Source organism: Arcobacter sp. CECT 8989, from assembly GCF_004116715.1.
Lineage (GTDB): Bacteria > Campylobacterota > Campylobacteria > Campylobacterales > Arcobacteraceae > Halarcobacter.
On record NZ_PDKE01000006.1, the window covers coordinates 137,964 to 162,817 of the forward strand.

General features: G+C 30.4%; 21 protein-coding genes and 1 tRNA gene. 12 read left to right on the forward strand and 10 right to left on the reverse strand.

Going from position 1 to position 24,854, the window contains the following annotated elements; translation table 11 throughout:
• Positions 1 to 11: 11 nt before the first annotated feature.
• The 7 genes from CRV02_RS07665 to CRV02_RS07695 form a co-directional block, all read right to left on the reverse strand.
• Positions 12 to 1,061, reverse strand: coding sequence for a hypothetical protein (locus CRV02_RS07665; RefSeq protein WP_129089828.1), 1,050 nt, complete (start codon positions 1,059 to 1,061; stop codon positions 12 to 14).
• Positions 1,058 to 2,533 (reverse strand): adenylate/guanylate cyclase domain-containing protein, encoded by a 1,476-nt coding sequence (locus tag CRV02_RS07670; protein ID WP_129089829.1) that lies wholly within the window; start codon positions 2,531 to 2,533, stop codon positions 1,058 to 1,060. Before CRV02_RS07670 ends, CRV02_RS07665 begins: the two co-directional genes overlap by 4 nt.
• Positions 2,534 to 2,626: 93 nt before the next feature.
• A tRNA-Val gene (locus tag CRV02_RS07675) sits at positions 2,627 to 2,702 on the reverse strand.
• Positions 2,703 to 2,765: 63 nt separating this feature from the next.
• Complete coding sequence (locus tag CRV02_RS07680; RefSeq protein WP_129089830.1) at positions 2,766 to 3,068, reverse strand: hypothetical protein; 303 nt, start codon at positions 3,066 to 3,068, stop codon at positions 2,766 to 2,768.
• Positions 3,069 to 3,166: 98 nt separating this feature from the next.
• Positions 3,167 to 4,945 (reverse strand): asparagine synthase (glutamine-hydrolyzing), encoded by a 1,779-nt coding sequence (gene asnB, locus CRV02_RS07685; RefSeq protein ID WP_129089831.1) that lies wholly within the window; start codon positions 4,943 to 4,945, stop codon positions 3,167 to 3,169.
• A 2-nt stretch (positions 4,946 to 4,947) separates the two neighbouring features.
• On the reverse strand, positions 4,948 to 5,865 hold the full coding sequence (locus CRV02_RS07690; protein WP_309109251.1) for an AEC family transporter: 918 nt from the start codon (positions 5,863 to 5,865) through the stop codon (positions 4,948 to 4,950).
• Between the two features lie 55 nt (positions 5,866 to 5,920).
• Positions 5,921 to 7,501 (reverse strand): inorganic phosphate transporter, encoded by a 1,581-nt coding sequence (locus CRV02_RS07695; RefSeq protein ID WP_258239253.1) that lies wholly within the window; start codon positions 7,499 to 7,501, stop codon positions 5,921 to 5,923.
• Positions 7,502 to 7,779: 278 nt separating this feature from the next.
• On the opposite strand from CRV02_RS07695, the gene CRV02_RS07700 reads away from it, so the two are divergent.
• A complete protein-coding gene (locus CRV02_RS07700; protein ID WP_129084034.1) occupies positions 7,780 to 7,989 on the forward strand; it encodes a hypothetical protein in 210 nt (69 codons plus the stop codon).
• 25 nt (positions 7,990 to 8,014) lie between these two features.
• Here the strand turns inward: CRV02_RS07700 and CRV02_RS07705 are convergent, their stop codons facing one another.
• From CRV02_RS07705 to accB, 3 genes are all read right to left on the reverse strand, one after another.
• Entirely contained in the window at positions 8,015 to 9,478 is a 1,464-nt protein-coding gene (locus CRV02_RS07705) for a DEAD/DEAH box helicase (RefSeq protein WP_129089833.1), read from the reverse strand.
• A 243-nt stretch (positions 9,479 to 9,721) separates the two neighbouring features.
• Positions 9,722 to 11,074, reverse strand: coding sequence for an acetyl-CoA carboxylase biotin carboxylase subunit (locus tag CRV02_RS07710; protein ID WP_129089834.1), 1,353 nt, complete (start codon positions 11,072 to 11,074; stop codon positions 9,722 to 9,724).
• A gap of 12 nt (positions 11,075 to 11,086) precedes the next feature.
• On the reverse strand, positions 11,087 to 11,548 hold the full coding sequence (gene accB / locus CRV02_RS07715) for an acetyl-CoA carboxylase biotin carboxyl carrier protein (RefSeq protein WP_129089835.1): 462 nt from the start codon (positions 11,546 to 11,548) through the stop codon (positions 11,087 to 11,089).
• 223 nt (positions 11,549 to 11,771) lie between these two features.
• Between accB and CRV02_RS07720 the strand changes: the two genes are divergently transcribed.
• The 11 genes from CRV02_RS07720 (at position 11,772) to CRV02_RS07770 (ending at position 24,838) form a co-directional block, all read left to right on the forward strand.
• Positions 11,772 to 12,206: a dCMP deaminase family protein gene (locus CRV02_RS07720; RefSeq protein ID WP_129084030.1), complete on the forward strand. Its 435-nt coding sequence runs from the start codon at positions 11,772 to 11,774 to the stop codon at positions 12,204 to 12,206.
• Positions 12,203 to 12,781 carry a class I SAM-dependent methyltransferase gene (locus CRV02_RS07725; RefSeq protein WP_129089836.1) on the forward strand — a complete coding sequence of 193 codons (579 nt, stop codon included), beginning with the start codon at positions 12,203 to 12,205 and terminating at the stop codon, positions 12,779 to 12,781. Before CRV02_RS07720 ends, CRV02_RS07725 begins: the two co-directional genes overlap by 4 nt.
• Positions 12,782 to 12,867: 86 nt before the next feature.
• Positions 12,868 to 13,611 (forward strand): (Fe-S)-binding protein, encoded by a 744-nt coding sequence (locus CRV02_RS07730; protein WP_129084028.1) that lies wholly within the window; start codon positions 12,868 to 12,870, stop codon positions 13,609 to 13,611.
• 2 nt (positions 13,612 to 13,613) lie between these two features.
• A complete protein-coding gene (locus tag CRV02_RS07735) occupies positions 13,614 to 14,996 on the forward strand; it encodes a lactate utilization protein B (protein ID WP_129089837.1) in 1,383 nt (460 codons plus the stop codon).
• On the forward strand, positions 14,986 to 15,570 hold the full coding sequence (locus CRV02_RS07740) for an LUD domain-containing protein (RefSeq protein WP_129089838.1): 585 nt from the start codon (positions 14,986 to 14,988) through the stop codon (positions 15,568 to 15,570). Before CRV02_RS07735 ends, CRV02_RS07740 begins: the two co-directional genes overlap by 11 nt.
• Positions 15,571 to 15,613: 43 nt before the next feature.
• Positions 15,614 to 17,815, forward strand: a complete 2,202-nt coding sequence (locus CRV02_RS07745) for an ABC transporter substrate binding protein (RefSeq protein ID WP_258239254.1) — start codon at positions 15,614 to 15,616, stop codon at positions 17,813 to 17,815.
• Complete coding sequence (locus tag CRV02_RS07750) at positions 17,796 to 18,440, forward strand: response regulator transcription factor (RefSeq protein ID WP_129089839.1); 645 nt, start codon at positions 17,796 to 17,798, stop codon at positions 18,438 to 18,440. Before CRV02_RS07745 ends, CRV02_RS07750 begins: the two co-directional genes overlap by 20 nt.
• A 172-nt stretch (positions 18,441 to 18,612) precedes the next feature.
• The gene (locus tag CRV02_RS07755; RefSeq protein ID WP_129089840.1) at positions 18,613 to 19,683 is read left to right on the forward strand and encodes a TRAP transporter substrate-binding protein; all 1,071 of its coding nucleotides are present in this window, start codon (positions 18,613 to 18,615) and stop codon (positions 19,681 to 19,683) included.
• Positions 19,684 to 19,802: 119 nt separating this feature from the next.
• On the forward strand, positions 19,803 to 20,438 hold the full coding sequence (locus CRV02_RS07760; RefSeq protein ID WP_258239255.1) for a TRAP transporter small permease subunit: 636 nt from the start codon (positions 19,803 to 19,805) through the stop codon (positions 20,436 to 20,438).
• Positions 20,435 to 21,808: a TRAP transporter large permease subunit gene (locus CRV02_RS07765; protein WP_129089841.1), complete on the forward strand. Its 1,374-nt coding sequence runs from the start codon at positions 20,435 to 20,437 to the stop codon at positions 21,806 to 21,808. Before CRV02_RS07760 ends, CRV02_RS07765 begins: the two co-directional genes overlap by 4 nt.
• A gap of 189 nt (positions 21,809 to 21,997) precedes the next feature.
• The gene (locus CRV02_RS07770; protein ID WP_129089842.1) at positions 21,998 to 24,838 is read left to right on the forward strand and encodes an FAD-binding and (Fe-S)-binding domain-containing protein; all 2,841 of its coding nucleotides are present in this window, start codon (positions 21,998 to 22,000) and stop codon (positions 24,836 to 24,838) included.
• The last annotated feature ends 16 nt before the right edge of the window (positions 24,839 to 24,854 follow it).

Consider the following 24,854-nt stretch of genomic DNA (forward strand, 5'->3'; position numbering starts at 1 on the left):
TATTAAACTACTTATCGTAACTTTTTGATTGTATTTAGTTGTTGGTTTATTTTTTTAAGATAGGCATGGGCTCTTCTATTTTCTGGATGACAAGCAATTATCTTCTCAAAAGTTATCTTAGCCTCATCAAAATTTTGTTTTATATAAAGATTAATTCCTTTTGCTTCAAGGGTTCCTGTCATATCGCACTTTGCAACTTTAGAAGCACTTATTATCTCTTTTGCTTCTTGGTTGTTTTGATTAATCTTTAAAACTTCTTTTGCAACTTTTGATGCTTTATTATAGTTTTTATTTGCTAAATATGATTTCGCTTCTTCTATTAACTCTTTTTGTTTAATATAGTGCAGATAATTATTGATTGTTTTATCTTCTTGATAAATAAAGCTTAATAAATTGAACTCTTTTTTTGCTTGAGAATAGTTCTTTTTATTATAAAGAGAAATACTATTTTTAACTAGTCCTTTATAAGAGTTTTTTATTATACTTTTTGCTTTTATTGCTATAGGATTGAAGTCATCATATTTAACTAGTTTTTTTACACTATTATTTAAAGAACGAGTGTGATAAACCGTCATTTTGTTTTTATTTAGTAGGTTTTGAACTTTTTGTTCTTTTTTATTTATAAAGCTTTTTACCTTTGCATCTTCAAGAAGAGTCTCTTTTAATTTAATAGCCTCTTTTAAAGTAGGGTTATTCCGCATTGTTAGATTTATATAGTATAAGGATTTTATTTTATTTTTTTTAGCGTTTTCATGGGCTTTTTTCAAAAAGTACTTAGCATTATATGAGGCTCTATTTTTTAAATTGTTTATATATTCTTTAGAATAAACCTCTTTTGCTTCATAGAAATTAACTTTCTCATATGCAAGAATAGCCTTGTGGTAATATTTATTCTTTAAGTAGATATCACCTTCTTTTTTATAACTCTCTATCTCATTAACAACACTATGATATATTTCAAACTTTTTTTCAGCAGAAAGAGAATTCACTGAAACAAGTGAACAAGCTGTAAATAAAAATGGTATAAGAAGAGTGATTAAAAATGGCATTATTCTTTTCATGGCATATTTTCCTTGAAGAGAATTGAGCTTACTTTAATAGCTTGAGAAAACCCTTTTACTTTTAAAGGCTCTATTGGATTAGTTTTATATTTATTATCTAGTTTTTCAATAAGAGTATTTTCTACTAAGATTTCATTTGCTTTTGCATGGGAACAAAGTCTAGCTGCAAGATTAACTGCTGAACCCATTGACGTAAAGTCCATACGTTCGTGTGCTCCTACATTTCCAACGATAGCTTCACCTTTGTTTATTCCAATTCCTACATTACATACAGTATGCTTTTGTTCTTTTCTATGTATATTTTGCTTAGAGATACTGTTTTGAATCTCAATTGCAGTATTTATAGCATCTTCTAGGCTATTATCTCCTGTAAAAGAAGCCATAACTTCATCTCCAATGAATTTGTCTATATCTCCATTGTTTTTCTTTATAATCTCAGCTTGTAAATTTAGATAGAAGTTAACTATCTCTACAACTTCACTTGGAGTTTTTTCTTCACTCATTTGTGTAAAACCTCTAATATCAGAGAAAAGGAAAGTTTGCGTACGATACTCACCTCCTAATAGAAGCTCTTGTTTTGTATCCTCTTGAATCATACTTATTGTAGAACCAGAAACAAACTTCTGCATATGATTACGTTCTCTTAATCCATTTATCATAGTATTAAACTGCTCAGATAAAACACCAATCTCATCTGCTGTATTAATATTTAGTTCTAGATTTAAGTCTCCTTTTGAGACTTTGTTTGCAGCAGCTGTTATTTCTAATATAGGACGAGTAAATTTCAATCCAAAGAAATATACAATCATTGTTGCAAGAAAGATAAAAATAAGAGCAGTTAAAATAGAGATATTTATTACTTTATTTATAATTCCATAGATAGCTTCTTTATCATATTTTAGGATTACTGCCCCTAAAAGGATAGTTTGCTCCTTAAAAGTATAAAGAATAGGTCTTGTAAATTGATAGGCTTTTGTATTATTGTTTAATAAAATATCTTTTTTTATGATTGATTCAGAGTTTGCACTAGTTAACTGTTTCTGTAACTCTTCATCACTTAAGTAGATAGCTTCTTTGCTTTTTTTAAAACCAGTTAGATAGGTAAATTTATTAATGTTTTCAATTTTTTGCCGTTGATAGATAGAGATATCTAAAAAGCCATCTATTTTAGATTGTTCAATCTTTTTAACAAGCTCACTTAGATTAAGTTTGTTCTCATATGTTCTTTCTAATAAGGCTTGTCTAGAAAAGTTAGCAATATGAGTAATCGAACTATTTACTACATCAAAAGACTTTTTCTCAATAGAGTCTGTCATAAGCTTAATAATAATAGAACTTAGAATAACTACAGTAGTAATAATAATAGCAATAGTAAACCCAATAAGCTTAAGTTTTATTCCACCATTTTTTAATAATATGTATAATCTATTTTTTAATTCAGTTATTTTATTTTTAATACTTAAAATCCCCACTAGCTACCTTATATAGATAATCGGAATTATAGTGTATTTTGTTTATAGTTAGGTCAATATATAAAATTATTATTTATTTTGTTGCCAGTAAGGTGGTGACCATGATTGGACTTGAACCAACGACAACTACGATGTCAACGTAGTGCTCTACCAACTGAGCTACACGGTCAAAAAAAGGACTATCACAACAGAAAAAAAGTTGTGATAAGTCTGAGGTACTTAATAAAATATGTTATTTTTTAAGTTCGTGAAGTTCACTAAATAAATAAGCTTCAACTATTTCATCAATACTTCTTTGAGTAGGAGCTACTAAAACAGAAGCATTTTCTTGTTGAAATTGCCAAACATACTCTTGGTCATTTTGAACAACAACTGTCTCAATGAAAGCATTTATTTCATCTTTATCTTTATAAAACTTACAGTTTTCTATTTGTCCTTCATTTAGTTCAACAAAGGCCCAGTATTCAATTGCATCTAGTGTAGTTAATAGGGCTTCATGCCTTCTATTTGAATCTACAGGGATTAGTAAACTCATACTAAAATCCTTCAAGTTTTCTAAATAATATTATTAGGTGATAAATATTATTCGTTGTATTATATATTCTTACAACTTATTAAAACTTTACTTATTTACTATAGATATATTTTTTTAAACCATTTAGAAAAGATAAAGATAGTCCATAGGTGTTGTTTGAACTTTTTTTGTGAAGATAGGGTGTAAATATGTTTTAAATACTCTTCATTAAAAAGATTTGTTTCTTTATTTACTTCTAAAATAGTTTGTAAAATAGAGTCTTTATACTCTTGATGAATCCATTCATTAAAAGGAGAGTTAAAACCTTTTTTAGTACGGTTTACTATTTGTTCTGGAATATATTTTAAAGCAATCTTTTTTAGAAGATACTTGTTTGTATCCCCAACTTTTAGCTTTGAATCAATACTAAAAGCAAGATTTACTAATCTGTAGTCTAAAAATGGAGTTCTAACTTCTAAAGAGTTTCGCATAGAGATACGGTCAACTTTGCTTAGAAGTGCTTCTCCTAGCCATATTTTTAAATCAATATAACTCATCCAATCAACGGGGTCTTTTTTAGGATTTTCTGTTTTAAAAGTAGGAACTTTTTTAAATAGTTTTCTTTTTTGGATATCTGAATATATTTCACCAAAAGAGTTATAGATATTTTGTTTTTTAACTACTCTTCTTAAGTATTCACTCTCTTTTGTATTGTTTTGTAAGGCACCAATAATAGAGTTTAAAAACTCATTTTGCCCATTGTCTAATGTCTTTGCAAAATCATAATAACCTAAAAACTTTGCATAGTTATCATATCCTAAAAATAGTTCATCACTTCCTTCCCCGCTTAAAACGGTTTTTATTCCTGTTTGATGAATCTTATTAGTAAGTATATTAAGTGGAACTGCTGCACTATCTGCGTGAGGTTGTTCAAGTGCAGTTAAAGTATCTTCAAAGTAGTTTATAAAATCATCTTTTCCTATTTCTAGTCTTGTATGGTTTGAGTTTATATGTTTTGCTGTAATATCTGCATAGTCTAGCTCACAATAGTTTTTATATTCACTATATCCTACAGAGAAAGTATTGATTTGTTTGTTTGTAATCTTAGAGTATAAAGCAGATACTAAAGAGCTATCAACACCACCACTAAGTAAACTTCCAACTTCTACATCTGAAACAAGCCTTGCTTTAATACTTTTGATTAAAGTCTCTTCTATTTTTTCTAAGGCTTCATTCTCATCTTTTACAGCTTTGTAGGTATTAATTTTATAGTATCTCTTCTTTTTTAAATCATTGTTTTGTAAAGTAAAGTACGTTGCTGCTTCAAGAGAGTTTATATCTTGGTAGAAAGTATTAGGAGCGATTGGTACAAAATATTGAACATATTGGCTAAGGGCTACTTTATTTAGCTTTGGAGTACTTCCTAGTAGCTTTATAATAGAGTTTATCGAAGAAGAGAAAATAAATTTATTATCTTTGTGGTAGTAGAAAAATGGTTTCTTTCCATATCTATCCCTTGCACAAAAGTATTTCTCTTTTTTCATATCGTAAAGGCAAAAAGAGAACATACCATTTATCTTATTTAAAAACTCTTCTTCGTACTTTTGATAAAGTCTTATTAAAACTTCTGTATCCGATGAGGTTTTACACTCTAAAGCCTCTTCTTGTATTAATTCTTGATAGTTATAGATTTCTCCATTAAAAACAATTAGAATATCATCAAAAACCATTGGTTGATTTGCTTCATTGTCTAAATCAATAATTGCTAATCTTGTATGTCCAAACTCTTTGTCTTTTATTTTTAGTGAAGAGTTATAATCAGGACCTCTATTGTTTAAATTTTCTAAAGCCTCTTTAAAATTGTTTGATAAAAAGTTAGCTCCTAAAATACCACACATCTTTATACTCCAAAAAACTTATCAATAACGATAATATAAACAGCCATAAAACCAATAAAACTTAAGGTACTAATAATTACTGCAAAGGTTGTATCTATAGGTTTACAATTGTATAAAGCTGATAGATTCACATTATTAACTGCAAGGGGAACAATTAGTTCTAAAAAGATAATTGCACCAACAAAAGGGTCAATTTTAAAATAAACAATCACAAATAGACCAATGATAGGTAAGATGATATGTTTAAACAAAGTGATATTTATAGATAAGTTCCAGTTAGCACTTTTTACTTTTACTTGTGACATAAAGATACCAAATACAACAAGTTGCATAACTATTGCCGCATAAGCACCCATTGTAAATACTTTTTCAAAGTTTGCATTTAAAGAGAAGCCATAATAATTAAATAAAATAGCTAAAATAGCTGCATGAATAGCTGGTATTTTAAATATCTCTTTTAAAGCATCAGTGAATTTAAACTTCTCACCGGCAAAGAAGTAAACTGAAAAGATATAGATATAAAACATATTAGCAATATTCAAAATAGAAGTATATGGAACTGAAGCTTCACCAAAAAGAGCAATTCCTAGTGGAATACCTAAGTTCCCGGTATTTCCAACAAGAGATGAAGCTAAAAAGATAGAACGGTCTTGATAGTCTTTAAAGACTTTCCTTGAATAAAAAAATGCAAAAAATAGTGTTATAAATACAGCAACCGCATAAATTAAAGGTGAAATTATAAATTCATCATTAATAGGAGCTCTTGTTAATCCCCAAAAAATAAGTATAGGTTGTAAGAAATATAGGTTTAGAAGTACAAAACTCTTTTCGTTTACTTGATCTTTAAAACTACGTTTAAAAACAAAACCAATAACAATAAGAATATAGATTGTAGCAACGGAAATAAGAGCGTCTATGATAAATTCCTTTTAATTAAAAAAGGAATTTTATCAAAATAAAGTAGTTTGTTAGCTTTTAGTTCATGATACCTTTAATCATGAAGAAGATAGCAGCAGATAAACAAGCAGCAGCAGGAACAGTAATAACCCATGCAGCTACAATTTTCTTAACTGCATCTCTTTTTACATATTTTACTCTCTTAGCTTGTTTGAAATCTCTTTTTTCTTGTTTTACTTGGTCAACTTTTTCATCAATTAGTTTATAAAGTTCAGCAATTCTTACATAGTCAGCTTTACTCTTTTTATCTAGGTTCTCTAAAGTATCTAACTCTTCTTGGTACCCATCTAAAATCTTTTTGTCTTTTTTAAATCTTTTTCTAGTGTCTGCAATAAATTTGCTCTCTGATGAATCAAGGTACTCTCTTAGGAAACCAACACCAAATACCCCACCAACTGCAATATGAGTTGAAGAAACAGGAAGTCCTAATTGAGAAGCAATAATAACAGTAACAGCAGCTGCCATAGCAATAGAGAAGGCTCTCATTTGGTCAAGCTCAGTAATCTCTGAACCAACTGTCTTAATAAGTTTTGGTCCAAATAGTGCAAGACCTACAGCAATACCAAGTGCACCAACAGCCATAACCCAGAATGGAATACCAACTTTAGAGTTAATTCCATGACTTATAATAGCATCATTAATAGCTGCTAATGGTCCAATAGCATTAGCAACATCATTTGCTCCATGGGCAAAAGAAAGTAGGGCTGCTGCAAAAATTAATGGAATAGTAAATAAAGAGTTTACTGAATCTCTGTCATTGCTAAGTTTTTCAGCTGCTTTAGTAATTAGTGGTCTTACAAAATAGTAAACTGCAACTGCAATTACAAGCGCAATTCCAGCAGCTGTAAAGAAATCTAATTTAATTAGTTTTTTAATACCTTTTAAAATAAGGTATGTAGAGAATGCCCAAGTCATAAATGCTACTAAATAAGGAACAACAACTTTTGCTGCTGCTATCATATCCTTTTTAAAGACTATTCTTGTTTTTATTATATAAAGGAAACCAGCTGCAATTAGTCCACCTAAAACTGGAGATATTACCCAAGAAGCTGCAATTTTACCCATTGTGTCCCATGAAACAATAGCAAATCCAGCTGCGGCAATACCAGCTCCCATAACTCCACCAACAATAGAGTGAGTTGTTGAAACAGGTGCTCCAATTGAAGTAGCAAAGTTAAGCCATAATGCAGCAGATAATAAAGCAGCAGTCATAGCCCAAATAAAAATCTGAGGGTCAGAGATAAGTGCAGGGTCAATAATACCTTTTTTGATTGTTTTAACAACATCTCCACCAGCAATAAATGCACCCATTGCTTCAAATATTACTGCAATTATAATTGCAGCAGTCAAAGTTAGTGCTTTAGAACCAACAGCAGGACCAACATTGTTTGCAACATCATTTGCTCCAATGTTCATAGCCATATATGCACCAAAAACTGCACCAATAATTAAGAACGTATTATTAGGAACATTTCCATGAGATGTATATGACCATAAGAAAACTATAGCCATAAATAGTAGTGCTAAAGATATCTTAGCAAATCCTGGAAGTGTTTTTTCCCTAGCCTTGTCGAACTTATCAATTGTTTTAATATCCAACGTGTACCCTTTGTGTAACTTTTCTGTAACTAATATTTTGTAGGATTGTATTGGGTAAATCCTTACACAACCTTTAAGTAAGCTTAAACTTTATATTACTAAACTAACTAAGATATTTTATATCTCTATAATATATTCTACACTTTTTTTCAAATTTCTATACTTTTTTTAATATTTTTTTGAAAAAATATCTTCATTGTAATAAAAAACTTGACAAAAGGTACTTTTTTCTATAGAATGGTAATAAAATATAGAGAAAATACATAAAGGAGTTATAAATGAGTATTAGAATTTTAACTGCCAATGAAAATCCAAAGGTAGAAAAACTAAAAAAAGAGTTTGATATTTTTAGAGTAATCGACATCAAAAAAGGTGAATTACAAATGATTGAGTTCTTTAATAAAGATGGAGCATTTAGAGGATTTGGTAGAGATACAAAAACAGCTTTTAAAAAAGCTAAAAAAGTTTTAAAAAACTACTATAGTTAGTAGTTAAAACGAAGCAAGAAGAAGATTATCTTCTTCTTGGTCTTCTTCTTGATGAATCAGAGTGACCATTTCCTCCGCTTCTATTTCTAGAACCAGATCTTCTTTGACCATTTCTTCCTCTTCCACCGTTTCTACCTCTAGAGTCTCTTCCACCTCTATCATCTTTCATTCTTTCGAATAATCTTGTGATATCTTTTTCAGACTTACCAATGTTGTTACTTCCTTTTACGTAAGTAGTATTAGTAAGCATTGAAGCTAGTTTATGAGCAATAGTAGATAAGTCATACTCTTCTTTCATACTTTCAACTAAGTCAATTCCTGAATCATAAACTTTTTGTTCAATAATTTTACTTTTTAGAGTATCAGTTTTCTTTTCTTTTACAGACTCTACGTTTGGAATAACTTTAGCTTCTAGTTTTCCACCAGTAGCTTTTTGAATTTTTTGTAACATTCTAAATTCATGTGGCGTAACAATAGAAACAGCCATACCATCTTTACCAGCTCTTCCTGTTCTTCCAATTCTATGAACGTAAGATTCTGAATCAAATGGTAAATGGTAGTTAAATACGTGAGTTACATCATTTACATCTAATCCTCTTGCAGCAACATCTGTTGCAATAAGAACTTCAAGTCTTCCTTTTTTGAATGCATTAATAGCTTCTTCTCTTTGTCTTTGTTCCATGTCACCATGAAGACCTTTTGCTGAGAAACCTTGAGATACTAAGAATGTAGCTAATCTATCTACTTCTTTTTTAGTTCTACAGAAGATAATTGATTTATCAGGGTTTTTAAAGTCATATAATCTAATTAAAGCATCATCTCTTTCATGTTCATCAACAACATAGAAAGTTTGTGTGATTTTAGAGTTAGTGATTTCTGATTTAGTAATCGTGATAAACTCTGGCTCTTGTAAGATTGTTTTTGCAAGATTTTTAATTGCATTTGGCATAGTTGCAGAGAAAAGAAGTGTTTGTCTATCTTCTGGCATATAAGTGAAAATCTCTTTGATATCATCTAAGAATCCCATATCAAGCATTTCATCTGCTTCATCAAGAACTACAAATGATGGTTTAATACTGATTTTTCCACCTTTAAGTAAATCTAAAAATCTACCTGGAGTTGCAACAATAATACCAGCATTGTCGATATGCTTTAATTGTCTTGTATATGATTGCCCACCGTATACTGTAGCAGTGTTAATACCTAGATTTTTACCGAATCTAAATAGCTCATCAGAAACCTGCATTGCAAGTTCTCTTGTAGGAACAATTACTACTGCTTCAACATTTTTGTTGCACTTCATCATATTAATGATTGGAAGTCCAAATGCAGCAGTTTTACCTGTACCTGTATGAGCTTGACCTACTATATCTTTACCTTGTAAAACAACTGGAATCGCGTCTCTTTGGATAGGACTTGGTTCTTTAAATCCTGCGTCGTCAATTGCTTTTTGTAAGTTTTCTTTGAAATTTAATTCATTAAAAGTCATTTATTACCTTTTGGTTAGTTTATACTTCGTAGTATATTGTTAAAACATACACTTATATAAACTTCTTCTATTAATAGAACTAGATTTAAAAACTTTATGCTTAAATGAAAGAAAGCAGGGCCTTGAAATAAGAGATTCAAAGTAAAAATAGTATATATCTGTGTATAGTTTCGCGGATTATATCTAAAAAAGTATAAATATAAGCTGTAAGAATGAAACTAAGAGGTTACCCTCTATAGCTTCTTAGATATCGTCTAGGCTTTTGTAACCTTCTAGATATTTTGTGTCGTAGTTATTTGCAATAAAGTCTGCATTTTCCATCATTTTTTGGTGGAATGGAATTGTAGTTTTAATTCCTTCTACTTCAAACTCATTAAGAGCTCTTTTCATAATATTGATAGCTTTTTCTCTATCTCTTCCCCAAACAATTAGTTTACCAATCATTGAGTCATAGTAAGGTGGTACCACATATCCTGCATAAACATGTGAATCAACTCTTACGTTTCTTCCTCCTGGTACAAACCATTGTTTTACTTTACCTGGACTTGGTAAGAAAGAGTTTGGATCTTCAGCAGTGATTCTAACTTCAATAGAGTGACCTCTAAATTTAATAGACTCTTGAGGTGGTAACTCTTCACCTTCTGCTACTTTAATCATAAGTTCAATAATATCAATTCCAGAAACCATTTCTGAAACTGGGTGCTCAACTTGAAGTCTAGTATTCATTTCCATAAAGTAGATGTTTTGTTGGTCATCTGCTAGGAATTCAAAAGTACCAGCACCTTCATAGTTTAAGTATTTTGTAGCTTTAACTGCAACATCATGTAAATGCTTTCTTGTTTCATCATTTAATAAAATTGCAGGTGATTCTTCAATAACTTTTTGGTGTCTTCTTTGTAATGAACAATCTCTTTCACCAATGTGAATAGCATTTCCATGAGAGTCACCAACAACTTGAACTTCAATGTGTCTTGGTTTATTGATAAATCTTTCAAGGTACATAGTTCCATCACCAAAAGCAGCAAGTGCTTCAGAAGATGCAGCTGTGAAAAGTTGTTCGAACTTACTTTCGTCTTCAATAAGTCTCATACCTCTTCCACCACCACCAGCAGCAGCTTTTGCCATAATTGGATATCCAATTTCTAATGCAACTCTTTTACCTTCTTCAACAGAGTGAACAGCACCATCTGAACCAGGTACAACTGGAACACCTGCTTTAATCATCTCATCTTTTGCTTTTGATTTATCAGCCATTTTTTCCATTACTTCAACAGATGGACCAATAAATTTAATATTGTGAAGTCTACAAATTTCAACGAAGTCTTGGTTTTCTGATAAGAAACCATAACCAGGGAAGATTGCATCACAACCTGTCATTTCAGCAGCAGTAATAATTGCAGGGATATTTAAGTATGAATCAATAGACTTAACATCACCAATACAAATTGCTTCATCTGCATGTTTTAAGTATGAAGCATTTTTATCTCCAGCAGAATAAACAGCAACAGACTTTTTACCCATTTCTCTAATAGTTCTGATAGCTCTTTGAACTATTTCACCTCTATTAGCAATTAGAATTTTTTTAATTTCAGCCATGTTAGCTTCTTATTATAGTTTTTCTACAACGAACATTGGCATATCATATTCAACTGGGTTTCCGTTTTCAACTAAGATATCAACGATTTTACAATCAAATTCAGCTTCAACTTCATTCATGATTTTCATTGCTTCTAAGATACATAAAGTTTGACCTTTTTTAACTGTATCTCCTTTTTTAACAAAATCAGAAGCTTCTGGAGATGGCGCAGCATAGAATGTTCCAACCATTGGAGAGTTGATAGTGTCACCAGATATAGCAGCAGGTGCAGTTTCAGTTGCAGCAGCAACTGGTGCAGCAACAGGTGCTTGTGTAGCAGGAGCAACAGCAGCAGGTGCAGAAGTTGTTACAACAGTTCCACCTTCAAAACCTTTTTGCATAGCTACTTCAAATTCACCTTCTTTAACTTTTAATTTATTTAATTCACTTTTATCAAAAACTCTAATTAGTTCTTTAATTTCTTTAAAATCCATGTTTAACCTTTTATAATTAAATTTTTGGAAATAATACCATAAAAAATGTTATAAAACCTAGTACTAATTTTTCAAAATATGGTAAAATTAGCTTTTTTTTGACAAAAACTCATATTAAAATGTTAAAATATAGCAAAAATCAAAGAAAATTAGAAGTTTTATAAAATTACTACTAAAGAGTAATTTATATGAAATTAATATGAAACTATTTTAGGAAAATTAAATGATAAGTGATAGAAATTTTATAAATATTGCCCATGAAATAGCAAGTGCTTCAAAATGTGTATCAAAACAAGTAGGTGCAGTTATTGTAAAAGATGGAAGAATACTTTCAACAGGATACAATGGAACACCAACAGGATATACTAATTGTAGTGCCCATTGGAATGGAGAATATACAAAAGACCACCATGATTGGTCTAAAACATATGAAATACATGCTGAAATGAATGCTCTAATTTGGGCAGCAAGAAAAGGTATTTCAATAGAAGATGCAACAATTTATGTAACTTTAGAACCTTGTAGTGAGTGTTCAAAGAACTTAATAGCAGCAGGAATTAAAAGAATTGTTTATGATAAAGCATATGAACATACAAACTCTGAAGTTGTTTCAAAATTTATTAAAGATAATGGCGTAGTAATAGAACAAATAAAATGATAGGTATAGACAATCATAAATTTTATAAAAGAGCTATTGATAAATATGGAATAAGTGCCCAAGGGGTTCATTGGCAATCTCAGTTTACTCAATATCTTAGATTTGAAATTATAAACTCATTTATAAAAGATGATATAAAAAACTCTTCTCTAGTAGATGCAGGTTGTGGTTTTGCAGAATATTTAAATTATTTAAAGAAATCAAGCTTAAAACCTAAAAACTATATTGGCTTAGATTTAGAACAAAGAATGGTAACTTTAAGTAAAGAGAGATTTCCTAGTGAAAAGTTTATGGTTAGAGATATAGTAAAAGATAAACTACCAAAAGCTGACTACTATATTTGTAGTGGAGCCATGAATATACTTAGAAAAAAGCAGATGTTTAGATTTATAGAAAACTGCTTGGCTTCATCTAATAAAGGCTTTGTCTTTAACTTCTTAAAAGCAGATAGTCTAAATAATGTTTCTTGTGAAACGATAATAGACTTTTGTGAAGGTTTAGGCAAAGAAATTCATATAAAAGATTACTATTTAGACAACGATATTACTGTTTTTCTAAAACACTTGACTGATTAGTTAAGTAAACTTAAAAATATCATAAGTTTTTCATATCAAGAATATATACTTACAATATAAAGTAAACTAAAATTAAGGATTAGGTAATGAAAGTAGGTTTATTTATTCCCTGTTTTATGAATGAGTTGTATCCAAATAGTTCGATGGCAACTTTAAAACTGTTGAAGAAATTTGATATGGATGTTGAGTATCCAATGGACCAAACCTGTTGTGGGCAGCCAATGGCAAATTCAGGCTGCTCTAAAGATATGAAAACATTAGCACTTAGATTTGTAGATATTTTCAAAAAATATGATTATATTGTTGCTCCAACGGGTTCATGTGTAACTATGGTTAAAGACCATTATAAACCATTTTTTGATGAAGATGACAAAGACTACAATAAAGTAAAAACTTCTATTTATGAAGTTTGTGAGTTTTTACATGACATTATAAAAGTTGAAAAAATAGACTCTTATTTCCCTCATAAAGTAGGAGTTCATAACTCATGTCATGGTCATAGAGGTTTAAAATTAGGAAGCCCAAGTGAACTTAATATCCCTAAAAACAATAAACTAAAAAACCTACTTAACTTAGTAGAGGGAATAGAAATTGTTGAACTAAACAGAGATGATGAGTGTTGTGGTTTTGGTGGAACTTTCTCTGTAACAGAAGAAGATATTTCTGTTGCAATGGGTAAAGATAGAATTAAAGACCATATTGATTCACATGTTGAGATTATGACAGGTGCAGATATGTCATGTCTTATGCATATGCAAGGTTTAGTTAATAGAGAAAATAAACCTTTAAAAATCATGCATATTACTGAGATCCTTGCAGGGGAGGTTTAATTATGAGTGTTTTAGATGACCATCCAGCAAAAGCTAAAGAGTTTGTAGCAAATGATGAGAGAATGCATTGGCATGACCAAGCTCTTTGGTTTGTAAGAGAAAAAAGAGATAGAACAACAAAAACCATTCCAGAGTGGGAAACATTAAGAAGATATGCTGACCAAATCAAGTCTCATACAATGGCAAACTTAGATAAATATCTTTTAGAGTTTGAAAAAAATGCAAATGAAAAAGGTATTACTGTTCACTTTGCAAAAGATGCAAAAGAACACAATGAAATCGTACATAGAATTTTAAGTGAAAACAATGTAAAAAAAGTTGTTAAATCAAAATCTATGTTAACAGAAGAGTGTCACTTAAATCCTTATTTAGAATCAAAAGGGATGGAAGTTATTGATACAGACTTAGGTGAAAGAATTGTTCAATTAAGAAATGAACCACCTTCACATATTGTACTTCCAGCAATTCACTTGAAAAAGCAAGATGTTTCTGATACTTTCCATGAAAAAATGGGAACTGAAAAAGGAAATTATGACCCAACATATTTAACAAGAGCAGCAAGAGCCGATTTAAGACAAAAATTCTTAGATGCAGATGCTGGTATTACTGGGGTTAACTTTGCAATTGCAAATACTGGGGGAGTTGTAGTTTGCACAAACGAAGGTAATGCAGACATGGGTGCTTCTTTACCAAAACTTCATATTGCATGTATGGGAATTGAAAAAGTAGTTCCTAGACTTCAAGACTTATCAGTATTTACAAGACTACTTGCAAGAAGTGCTACTGGTCAAGCAATCACTTCATATACATCACACTTTCACGGTCCAGTTGAAGGTGGACAGATGCATATTGTAATTGTAGATAACAAAAGAACACCATTTTTACAATCAGAATCTTATAAAAAAGCATTAAACTGTATTAGATGTGGTGCTTGTATGAATACTTGTCCTATTTATAGAAGGTCAGGTGGTCACTCATATGACTATGTTATTCCTGGACCAATTGGTTCAACACTAGGAACATTTAGAGACCCAAAAAAGCATAAAACACTATCTTTTGCTTGTACACTTTGTGGTTCATGTTCAAATGTTTGTCCTGTAAAGATTGACCTAGATTCGCAGCTTTACACACATAGACAAGACCTAAGAGAGAAAAATATTATCTCTAATCAAAAAAGATTATCTATGCAGTTTGCTTCTTGGCTAATGAGCAAACCAGCACTATTTGATTTTGTAGGAAAGGTAGCCAGAAAAGTGGTACCACTTTTACCTAAATTTATGATTTATAATAGATTTAATGTTTGGGGAAAACAAAGAGATATTCCTACTATGCCTAAGAAGAGTTTTAAAGAGATTTATAAAGAGGAGTTTGGAAATGACAAGTAAAGAATTAATATTAAAGAATATTAGAACTAACAATGTAGTTCAAGATACTAGTTTACCAGATTACTCAAACTTTGGCTTAACTTTTGAAGATAAACATTCACACTTTTCAACTATGCTTGAGTCAGTTGGTGGAAAAGCTTTATTTATAAAAAAAGAAGAGTTAGAAGAAACAATTAAATCTTTATATCCAGATGAAAAACTTATAACTTCAAATATTGAAGGTTTTTCATTATCAAACTTTGATGCAAATGAGGAAGCAGACCCACATAATCTAAAAGATATTGATTTAGCTGTTGTTAAAGGTGAGTTTGCAGTTGCTGAAAATGGTGCTGTTTGGGTTAAAAATAGAGACAACAGACATAGAGCTTTATATTTTATTGCACAAAATATCATTCTTGTATTAGAAAAAAGCGCAATTGTAAACAATATGCATGAAGCTTATGAATTAATCTCATTTGGTGAACCTTCATATGGAGCGTTTATTAGTGGTCCTTCAAAAACTGCTGATATCGAACAGTCATTGGTAATTGGAGCGCACGGTCCAAAATCAGGATATGTAATTTTTGTAGAATAGTTTGCTAATTATGTTATAATTGAAAGATAACATAAGGATTATTTTGAGATTACTGTTAATTTTATTACTGTTTTTAAGCTCTTTATTCGCTTCTAAAGAGGTGTTGTTACTTCATTCTTATCATAAAGGATATAAGTGGAGTGACGATATCTCTTTAGAAATAGAGAAGAAGTTTAAAAATGAAAAAGACATAGACCTTACTACTATTTACATGGATACAAAACATGTAGCTACACCTAATTACTTAAATAAATTAGCACAACTTTACAAAGAACAATTTTCAACAAGAAACTTTGACCTTATAATTGTTAGTGATAATAATGCTTTTGAGTTTGCAATAAGATACCACGAATACCTTTTTAAAGATTTGCCAATACTATTTTGTGGAATCAATAATTTTGATAAAGCTTTACTTGGTGAAAACAATATGAAAGAGTATATGACAGGTGTTGTTGAACAAGTTGATTTAGAGAAAAATTTTGAACTTATTCTTCGTATGCAACCAGAACTAGAAAAACTACTTATAATAAATGATAAATCAAAAACAGGACTTGCAGTAAAAAGAGACTTAAGACCTGTAATTGAGAAGTATTCTAAAAAGATAGATATCGAGTATGTAGATAATTTAGATATTGATAATCTAAAAAAGAAAGTTGTAAATTTAGATAAAAAGAAGAGTGCACTTTTATTTGTACTTTTATTTAAAGACAAAACAGGAAAATTTTTTACCTATAAACAGAGTTTTAAAAAAATATATGAAGTAAGCCAAGTTCCCACATATGGACTTTGGGACTTCTATTTAGATTATGGAATGGTTGGAGGTTTATTAACTTCTGCAAAGGCTCAAGGTGAAGCAGTTGCAAATATGACCTTACAAGTTTTAAATGGCAAAAGTGTAAAAGAAATCCCTGTTATAGAAAAATCTCCAAATAGATATATTTTTGACTATAAAGAGTTAGATAGATTTGATTTAAGTGTTGAAAATATTTTAAAAGAGTATGAGCTTATAAATGAACCCCATGGTTTTTTTAGAAAATATACAAAATTAGTTGTAGTTATTATCATAATTATTGGAATCCTTTTAATTATGGTTTTTTCTATGAAAGCAAATATTCAAAGAAGAATGAGAGTTGAGAAAGACCTACAAAATAGAATTAAGTTTGATAAAGTTTTATTAGATACTTTACCAAATGCAATTTACTATAAAAATAAAGATGGAAAGTTTTTAGGTTGTAACAAAGCCTTTTCTGAACTTTTAAATATTCCAAAAAAAGATGTGATTGGTAAAACTGCTAAAGACTTTTTTGCCCCTGATATTGCAAGAAAAAATGAAGCAGTTGATAAAAAGCTATTAAGAACTTTTGGAACAGATACTTCAGAGATAACTTTACACTTATCTGACAATCAAATGAAACATATTATTATCAAAAAAGCTGTTTATCTTGATAATGATAGTTCTATTGGTGGAATTGTGTGTATTATGGATGATATAACAGAGCGAATTCAGCAAAAGCAGTTTTTAATACAACAAGGTAAGTTAGCTGAAATGGGTGATATGGTTGCAGCAATTGCCCATCAATGGAATGAGCCACTTGTAGAGCTTTCTGCTGAGGTTCAAGATATTCAGACATCATTTTTATTAGGGGAGTTAAAAAACTCTCAGGTTCAAGAGTTTGTTAATGATTCAATGGTTCAAATAAAATATATGTCAAAAACATTAAGTGATTTTAGAAACTTTTTAAAACCTTCTACAAAAAAGATTATCTTCTCAATTAAAAACTCTTTTGAAGAGATTTTTGAGATTATAGGAAAACAGATTTTCTACTCAAATATTAATATGAAAGTAAACTATAACTACGAAGGAGATGACTTACTTATTTATGGTTATGAGAATGAATTCAAACAAGTTTTGCTAAACTTAATTAATAATGCAAAAAATAAGATTATTGATAAAAATACAAAAGAGAAGTATAATTTAACAATAAATGTTGATGATTGTAAAGATTATAATACTATTGAGATAATTGATGATGGTGGGAATATTGAAGCAAATATTATAGATAAAATTTTTGAACCATATTTTACTACTAAAAAAAGAGGTACAGGCTTTGGTCTTTATATGGCAAAGGTAATTGTTGAAGATAAGATGAATGGGCAAATTACAGTACAAAATAGAGATAAAAATGTAGTCTTTACTATAAAACTTCCAAAAAAAGAGGCACAAAATGAAAATACTACTACTTGAAGATAATAAAAAATTAAATGCAACTATTAAAAAAAGATTAGAGCTAAAAGGCTATAAAGTCTTTAGCTATATAGATGGTCAAGAGGCTTTAAATAATGTAGATGAAGGTTTTTCTTGCTTTATCCTTGATATAAATGTGCCAAATATTGATGGAATAAATATCTTAAAAAAGATTAGAAGTTATTACAGTGAAGTTCCAATTATTATTATAAGTGCAACAGTAGAACTTGATATGATAAAAGAGGCTTACGACTTTGGTTGTAATGATTACTTAAAAAAGCCATTCTTTATAGATGAGTTAGAGATAAAAGTTGAAAAACTTTGTCAGGTAAAAGATGAAAAAGAGTATTTTGATGAGAAGTCTTATTTTGACTATAAGTCTTCAACTTTATGTATTGATAATGAAGAACAAAGGTTAACAAAAAAAGAGAGACTTCTTATGAATCTTTTTTTAACAAAGAAAAATCAAGTACTTACTTATTCTACAATTGAAAGTTATGTTTGGGAAGGTTCCTTTGCTTCAATTGAATCAATTAGATCTTTAGTTAGAAGACTTAGAAAGGTAGTAAAAAAAGATTATATTCATACAGTTGTAGACACAGGATATATCTTTAAAACTGACTAAATAGTCAAAAATAGCATTAAAATAGCAATTTCTTAAAAAATCTTTAATTTAGTGAACATATGCTCAAAACCCTATATTTTATGGGGTTTTTTTCTCAAAAAAATCTAAAATATCATATCTTTTTCATTTCTGGCAGTTACAATTTCCTTAAGACACAAAAAAAGGAGATTACATGAAGATGTTTGGTAAATCAACTAAACTACTTATGGCTGCAGCACTTATTGCGGGATTAGGTTCTGAAGCTTTAGCAAAAAAAGTATACAAATGGAAACTGGCAACTACTTGGGGACCAACTTTATCACCATTTATTGATGCACCTAAAAATATGGCAAAAATGGTTGAAGAGATGTCTGATGGTAGACTTGTTATTAGAGTAGACGCTTCAAATAAACATAAAGCTGCGCTTGGAATTCTAGATATGGTAAAAGGTGGACAATATGACATGGGTCACTCTGCATCATATTACTGGAAAGGTAAAGATATTAATACTTTACCATTTAGTACTATGCCATTTGGTATGACTACACCTGAACAATATTCTTGGTTCTATCACGGTGGTGGTATGGAACTTATGAAAAAAGTTTATAAAAAACATAAAGTATTATCATTCCCTGGTGGATCAACTGGAAACCAAATGGGTGGATGGTTTAGAAAAGAAATTAATACTGTTGATGACTTAAAAGGTCTTAAAATGAGAATCCCAGGATTTGCTGGTGAAGTTATGGCAAAATTAGGATTAACAGTAACAAATATTGCTCCAGGTGAATTATATACTTCACTTGAAAGAGGAACTATTGACGCATTAGAATGGGTTGGACCTGGAATGGACATCAACATGGGATTCAATAAAATTGCTCCTTACTACTATACAGGGTGGCATGAGCCAGGATTAGATTTACAATATCTTGTAAATGAAAGAAAATTCAAAAAATTACCAAAAGATTTACAACAAATCTTAATCACTGCTATGAGAGTATCTGCATATGATATGTATATCCAAAACTATCACATGAGTGCACAAGCGTGGTCAAAAATTGAAAAAGATTATCCAAATATCAAAATCAAAACTTTCCCAAAAGAAGTTATGGATGAGATGAAAAAAGCAAATGCTGAGTTAAGAGAAGAGATGGTTAAAGGTCAACCTTTATTAAAAGAGATTTTAGATTCTCAAGAAGCTTACCAAAAGAAAGTTAGAGAGTGGACTAAAATGTCTGATTATATCTACTTAAAAGACAACTTATAAAATTGTCTTTATTCTTACAAAAAACCCCTTTAAGGGGTTTTTTTATACAATAAGTAATATAAACATAGAACAATGAGATATCTTTATCTTACTTATTACAACACACCCAAAGGATTTTTATGTTGTTAAAACTTGAGAGAGGATTCAATAAGTTTGCGGACTTTATTGGACTGATAACAGCAATAGCTATGGTTCTGATGATTTTAAACGTATTTTATGATGTAGTTATGAGATACTTTTTTAAATCAGGAAGTATTGCTATGCAAGAGATGGAATGGCATTTCTTCTCTGTAATTATACTTCTTGGAGTTGCTTATACTTTAAAAGAAGATGGTCATGTAAGAGTTGACTTAGTATATGATAGATTTAGCCCACAAAGAAAGGCAATGATTAATATGGTAGGTTCTGTATTATTTATTTTACCAATTGCTATTTTAGTAGGTCTTAGTTCAATTAACAATGCCTATGAAGCATATTTATCAATGGAGCAAAGTGGCGATCCAGGTGGTCTTCCATATAGATGGATTGTAAAAGGGCTTATTCCTTTATCTTTCTTTTTATTGATTATTACAACAATTGGATTCTTTATTAGAAATCTAAATATTTATAAAGGGTTACACCCAATGGATGAATATAATTTAAAAGGTGAAATTGAAAATCTAAAATGTGATTTAAGTGAGAAAAAATATCATGTAGTAGATATTGATCCTTTTGAAAATGAAAATAAAGAAGATAAAAAAGGAGATTCTAAATGATTGGTATAGTAATGTTCTTTACTGCACTATTTATGCTAATTATTGGATTTCCAGTAGCATTTACATTTGCAGCAGTTTCAGTATTTTTTGGTATCTTCGCAGGGTTTTATGAAATTTTTGCTTATGCAGAAGAAGGTACAGCTATAGCACAACTTATTTCTGAGGGATGGGCTGAAGGTATAGCAATGTTTGATTATATGCCTTTTAGAATCTACTCTATTCAGCAAAGTACTATTTTAATGGCAATTCCAATGTTCATCTTTATGGGAATTGTTTTACAAAAAACAGGACTTGCAGAAAAATTATTAGAATCTATGGGATTCTTATTTGGAGAGATTAGAGGTGGTGTTGCTATCTCTACTGTATTAGTAGGTACTTTACTTGCAGCTTCAACAGGTGTTGTTGGTGCTTCAGTTGTTGCGATGGGTGTTATTTCCCTTCCTGTAATGCTTAAGTATAAATATAATACAGAATTAGCTACAGGTACAATCTGTGCCTCAGGTACACTTGGACAGATTATTCCTCCTTCAATTGTATTAATTATTTTAGGGGATGTATTCCAAGTTCCAGTTGGTGACCTGTTTAAAGCAGCAGTTGGTCCTGGACTTACTTTAGTTGCAGCATATATTCTATTTATTCTTGTAGTTTCATATGTAAAAAAAGATTTTGCTCCTGCAATTCCAGCAGACCCAAGTAGAGGTGATAAGAAAAAACAAGTTGTAAGAGCTTTAATTGATATTATTCCATCATTAACTCTTATTATCTTAGTTCTTGGTTCTATTTTTGCAGGTATCGCAACTCCTACTGAATCAGCAGCTGTTGGATGTATTGGTGCAATTTTACTTGCAGTTTTATATAAAACATTTGCAGTTAGTATGGTAAAAGAAGCAGCTTTAGAGTCTGTTAAAGTTACTTCAATGGTATTTGGTATCTTAATTGGTGCAACAGCATTCTCTATGGTATTCTCTTATACTGGTGGAGAAGAGATTGTTGAGCATGTAATGATGAGTTTACCAGGTGATGGAAAATGGGGATTCATTATCTTTACAATGTTAGCAATCTTAGTTTTAGGATTCTTCATTGATTTTATTGAGATTTCTTATATTATTGTTCCAATTCTACTTCCAGTAGCAATGGCACTTGATATTAACCCTGTATGGTTCGCAATTTTAATTGCAATGAACTTACAAACATCGTTCTTAACACCACCATTTGGGTTCTCTCTGTTCTACTTAAAAGGGTGTGCACCAGCATCAGTTAGAACAGCACAAATCTATAGAGGGGTGTTACCGTTTATTGTCATACAGGTAATTGTTCTATGTATCGTAGCATTCTATCCAGAATTCTTTGGAATGTCTGCAGATATGTAGTATAATACTATTTAAAAAAGGAGTACATCATGTCAAGCTTTTTAAAGCTATTAACTAATCTAGTTTTTAAAACAAAAGATAGGATGTACTCTTTTATTGATGACCCACAACAAAGAATATATACTGTCCCACGCCTTGAATAGCATTTAATTATAAATTTAACAAAGAAAAATTTATAAGGAAACAAAAATGTTAGAAGGAAAATACCAAGATTTTTATAATGAAGTATCAAAAGTAATTGATGCTAAAAACCTATTTACAGATAAGTTACATACATTAGCATATGGAACAGATGCCTCTTTTTATAGATTAATTCCAAAAATTGTAATCAAAACAGATAATGCAAAAGAAGTTGAAGAGATACTAAAACTATCAAATGCTATGGAATTAAGTGTTACTTTTAGAGCAGCTGGAACTTCTCTATCTGGTCAAGCAATTAGTGATTCTATTTTAATTGTTACATCAAGAAACTTTAGGGATTTTAGAATCTCTGATGATAAAACTGCTATTACTTTACAACCTGCACTTACTGGACAAGAAGTAAATAATCTACTAGCTCCTTATGGTAAAAAGATTGGACCAGATCCTGCAAGTATCAATGCCGCTATGATTGGTGGAATTGCTGCAAATAATGCTTCAGGTATGTGTTGTGGGATTTCACAAAACTCATATAAAACTTTAAAATCAATGAAGTTAATCTTTGCAGATGGTACAAAACTAGATACAGCTTGCGAAGAATCAAAACAAGCTTTTAGAGTTTCTCACAAAGATTTAGTAGAAGGTTTAGAAAAAATTGCAAATGAAACAAAAAGTGATGAAGAATTATCAGCATTAATTGCAAAAAAGTTTAAAATCAAAAACACATGTGGTTACTCAATAAATGCATTAATTGATTTTGATGATGTATTTGAAGTTTTAGAGCACTTAATCATTGGAAGTGAAGGAACTTTAGCCTTTATTGAAGAGATTACTTATGAAACAGTTGAAGATTTAAAAGATAAAGCATCTGCACTTATTTATTTTAAAGATGTAAAAGAAGCATGTAATGCGGTTACTAAAATCAAACTTGCACGTGAAGCAAAAACTATTACAGTAGATGCAGTTGAACTTATGGATAGAGCTGGACTTGCAAGTATTGAAAATGACCCAGCAATGCCAGAATATATTAAAGATTTTGATGAAAATGTAACGGCACTTTTAATTGAGACAAGAGCAATAAATGATGAGTCATTAGATGTTCAAATTAAGGAGCTTGAAGAACTTCTTGAAGAGTTCTCTGTTGTTAGAGATATTTACTTTACAAAAGATGTAGCGGAATACACTCTTTACTGGAAGATTAGAAAAGGTCTTTTCCCAGCAGTTGGAGCAGTAAGAGAAGTTGGAACAACTGTTATTATTGAAGATGTTGCTTATCCTATTGAAGTGTTAGCAGAAGCTACATTAGAGCTACAAGCACTATTTAAAAAACATGGTTATAGTGAAGCTTTAATCTTTGGTCATGCTTTAGAAGGAAACTTCCACTTTGTATTTACTCAAGACTTCTCAATTGAGTCTGAAGTTAAAAGATATGATGAGTTTATGAATGATGTTGTTTCTTCTGTTGCAGTTAAGTATCAAGGAAGTTTAAAAGCTGAGCATGGTACAGGTAGAAATATGGCTGCATTTATTGAAGTAGAGTGGGGTAAAACTGCTTATTCAATGATGAAAAGAATCAAAGAAGTATTTGATCCAAAAGGACTTTTAAATCCAGGTGTTATCATAAATGATGATGCTGAAGCACACTTAAAGAACCTAAAAGCAATGCCTGCAACAAATGAGTTGGTTGATACTTGTATTGAGTGTGGATTCTGTGAGCCTACTTGTCCTTCAAATGATATTACTTTAACTCCTAGACAAAGAATTGTAATCAATAGAGAAATTTCTAAACTTGAAAGAGAAGGAAATCTTGAAGAAGCAAAAGAGTATAAAGACCTTTATCAATATGATGGAATAGAGACTTGTGCAACTTGTTCTTTATGTTCTACTGCATGTCCAGTTAAGATTGATACGGGAAGTTTAACTAAGCATTTAAGAGCAGAACAAGTAAGTTCAAGAGCTGATAAAGTAGCCTCTTTTGTAGCAAATAATTTCTCTACAACTTTAAAGGGAATGAAGTTTGGTTTAGGTGGAGCAAATCTACTTCATAAGATGATTGGAACACCAAGTATGGAAGGTTTCACTTCTTCTATGAGAGACTTAACAAAAGGAAACCTACCAAAATGGAGTGCAAGTCTGCCAAGACCAACTTCAATAGATACAAACTTTGAACAAAAACTTGTAGATAAAAAAGTTGTATATTTCCCTTCTTGTATAAATAGAACAATGGGAAGAGATAGTAAAACAACAGTTGAAGAAGAACTATTTGATGTAACAGTTAGGCTACTTCAAAAAGCTGGATACCAAATACTATTCCCTGAAAATATGGATGGATTATGTTGTGGTATGCCATTCTCTTCAAAAGGTTTTAATAAACAAGCAAAACAAAAAAGTGATGAGCTTGAGCATGCTTTACAAGAAGTTAGTAACTTTGGAGAGTATCCAGTGCTTTGTGATACAAGTCCTTGTACTAAAAAGATGCTTGAGAGTTTTGATGGAAAGATGAAAATCTATGAGCCTATTGAGTTTACTTTAGATGTATTAAAAGAGAATCTTGATTTTACTCAAATGGATGAACCAATAACTATTCACACAACTTGTTCTTCAAGAAAAATGGGACTACATGAGAAGTTTATAGAATTAGCAAAAATGTGTTCTACAAATGTAATTGTTCCAGAAAATGTTAAGTGTTGTGGATTTGCAGGGGATAGAGGATTTAACTTCCCTGAACTTAACCAATCTGCACTTAGATTTTTAAAGGATGATGTAAAAGAGGCAAAATATGCTTTCTCTACTTCTAAAACTTGTGAAATAGGACTTAGTGAAACATCAGGTTTAGATTATAACTCTATTTTCTATTTAATTGATAAGTGTACTATTTCAAAAAATAAATAATCTTCTTTTATAACAA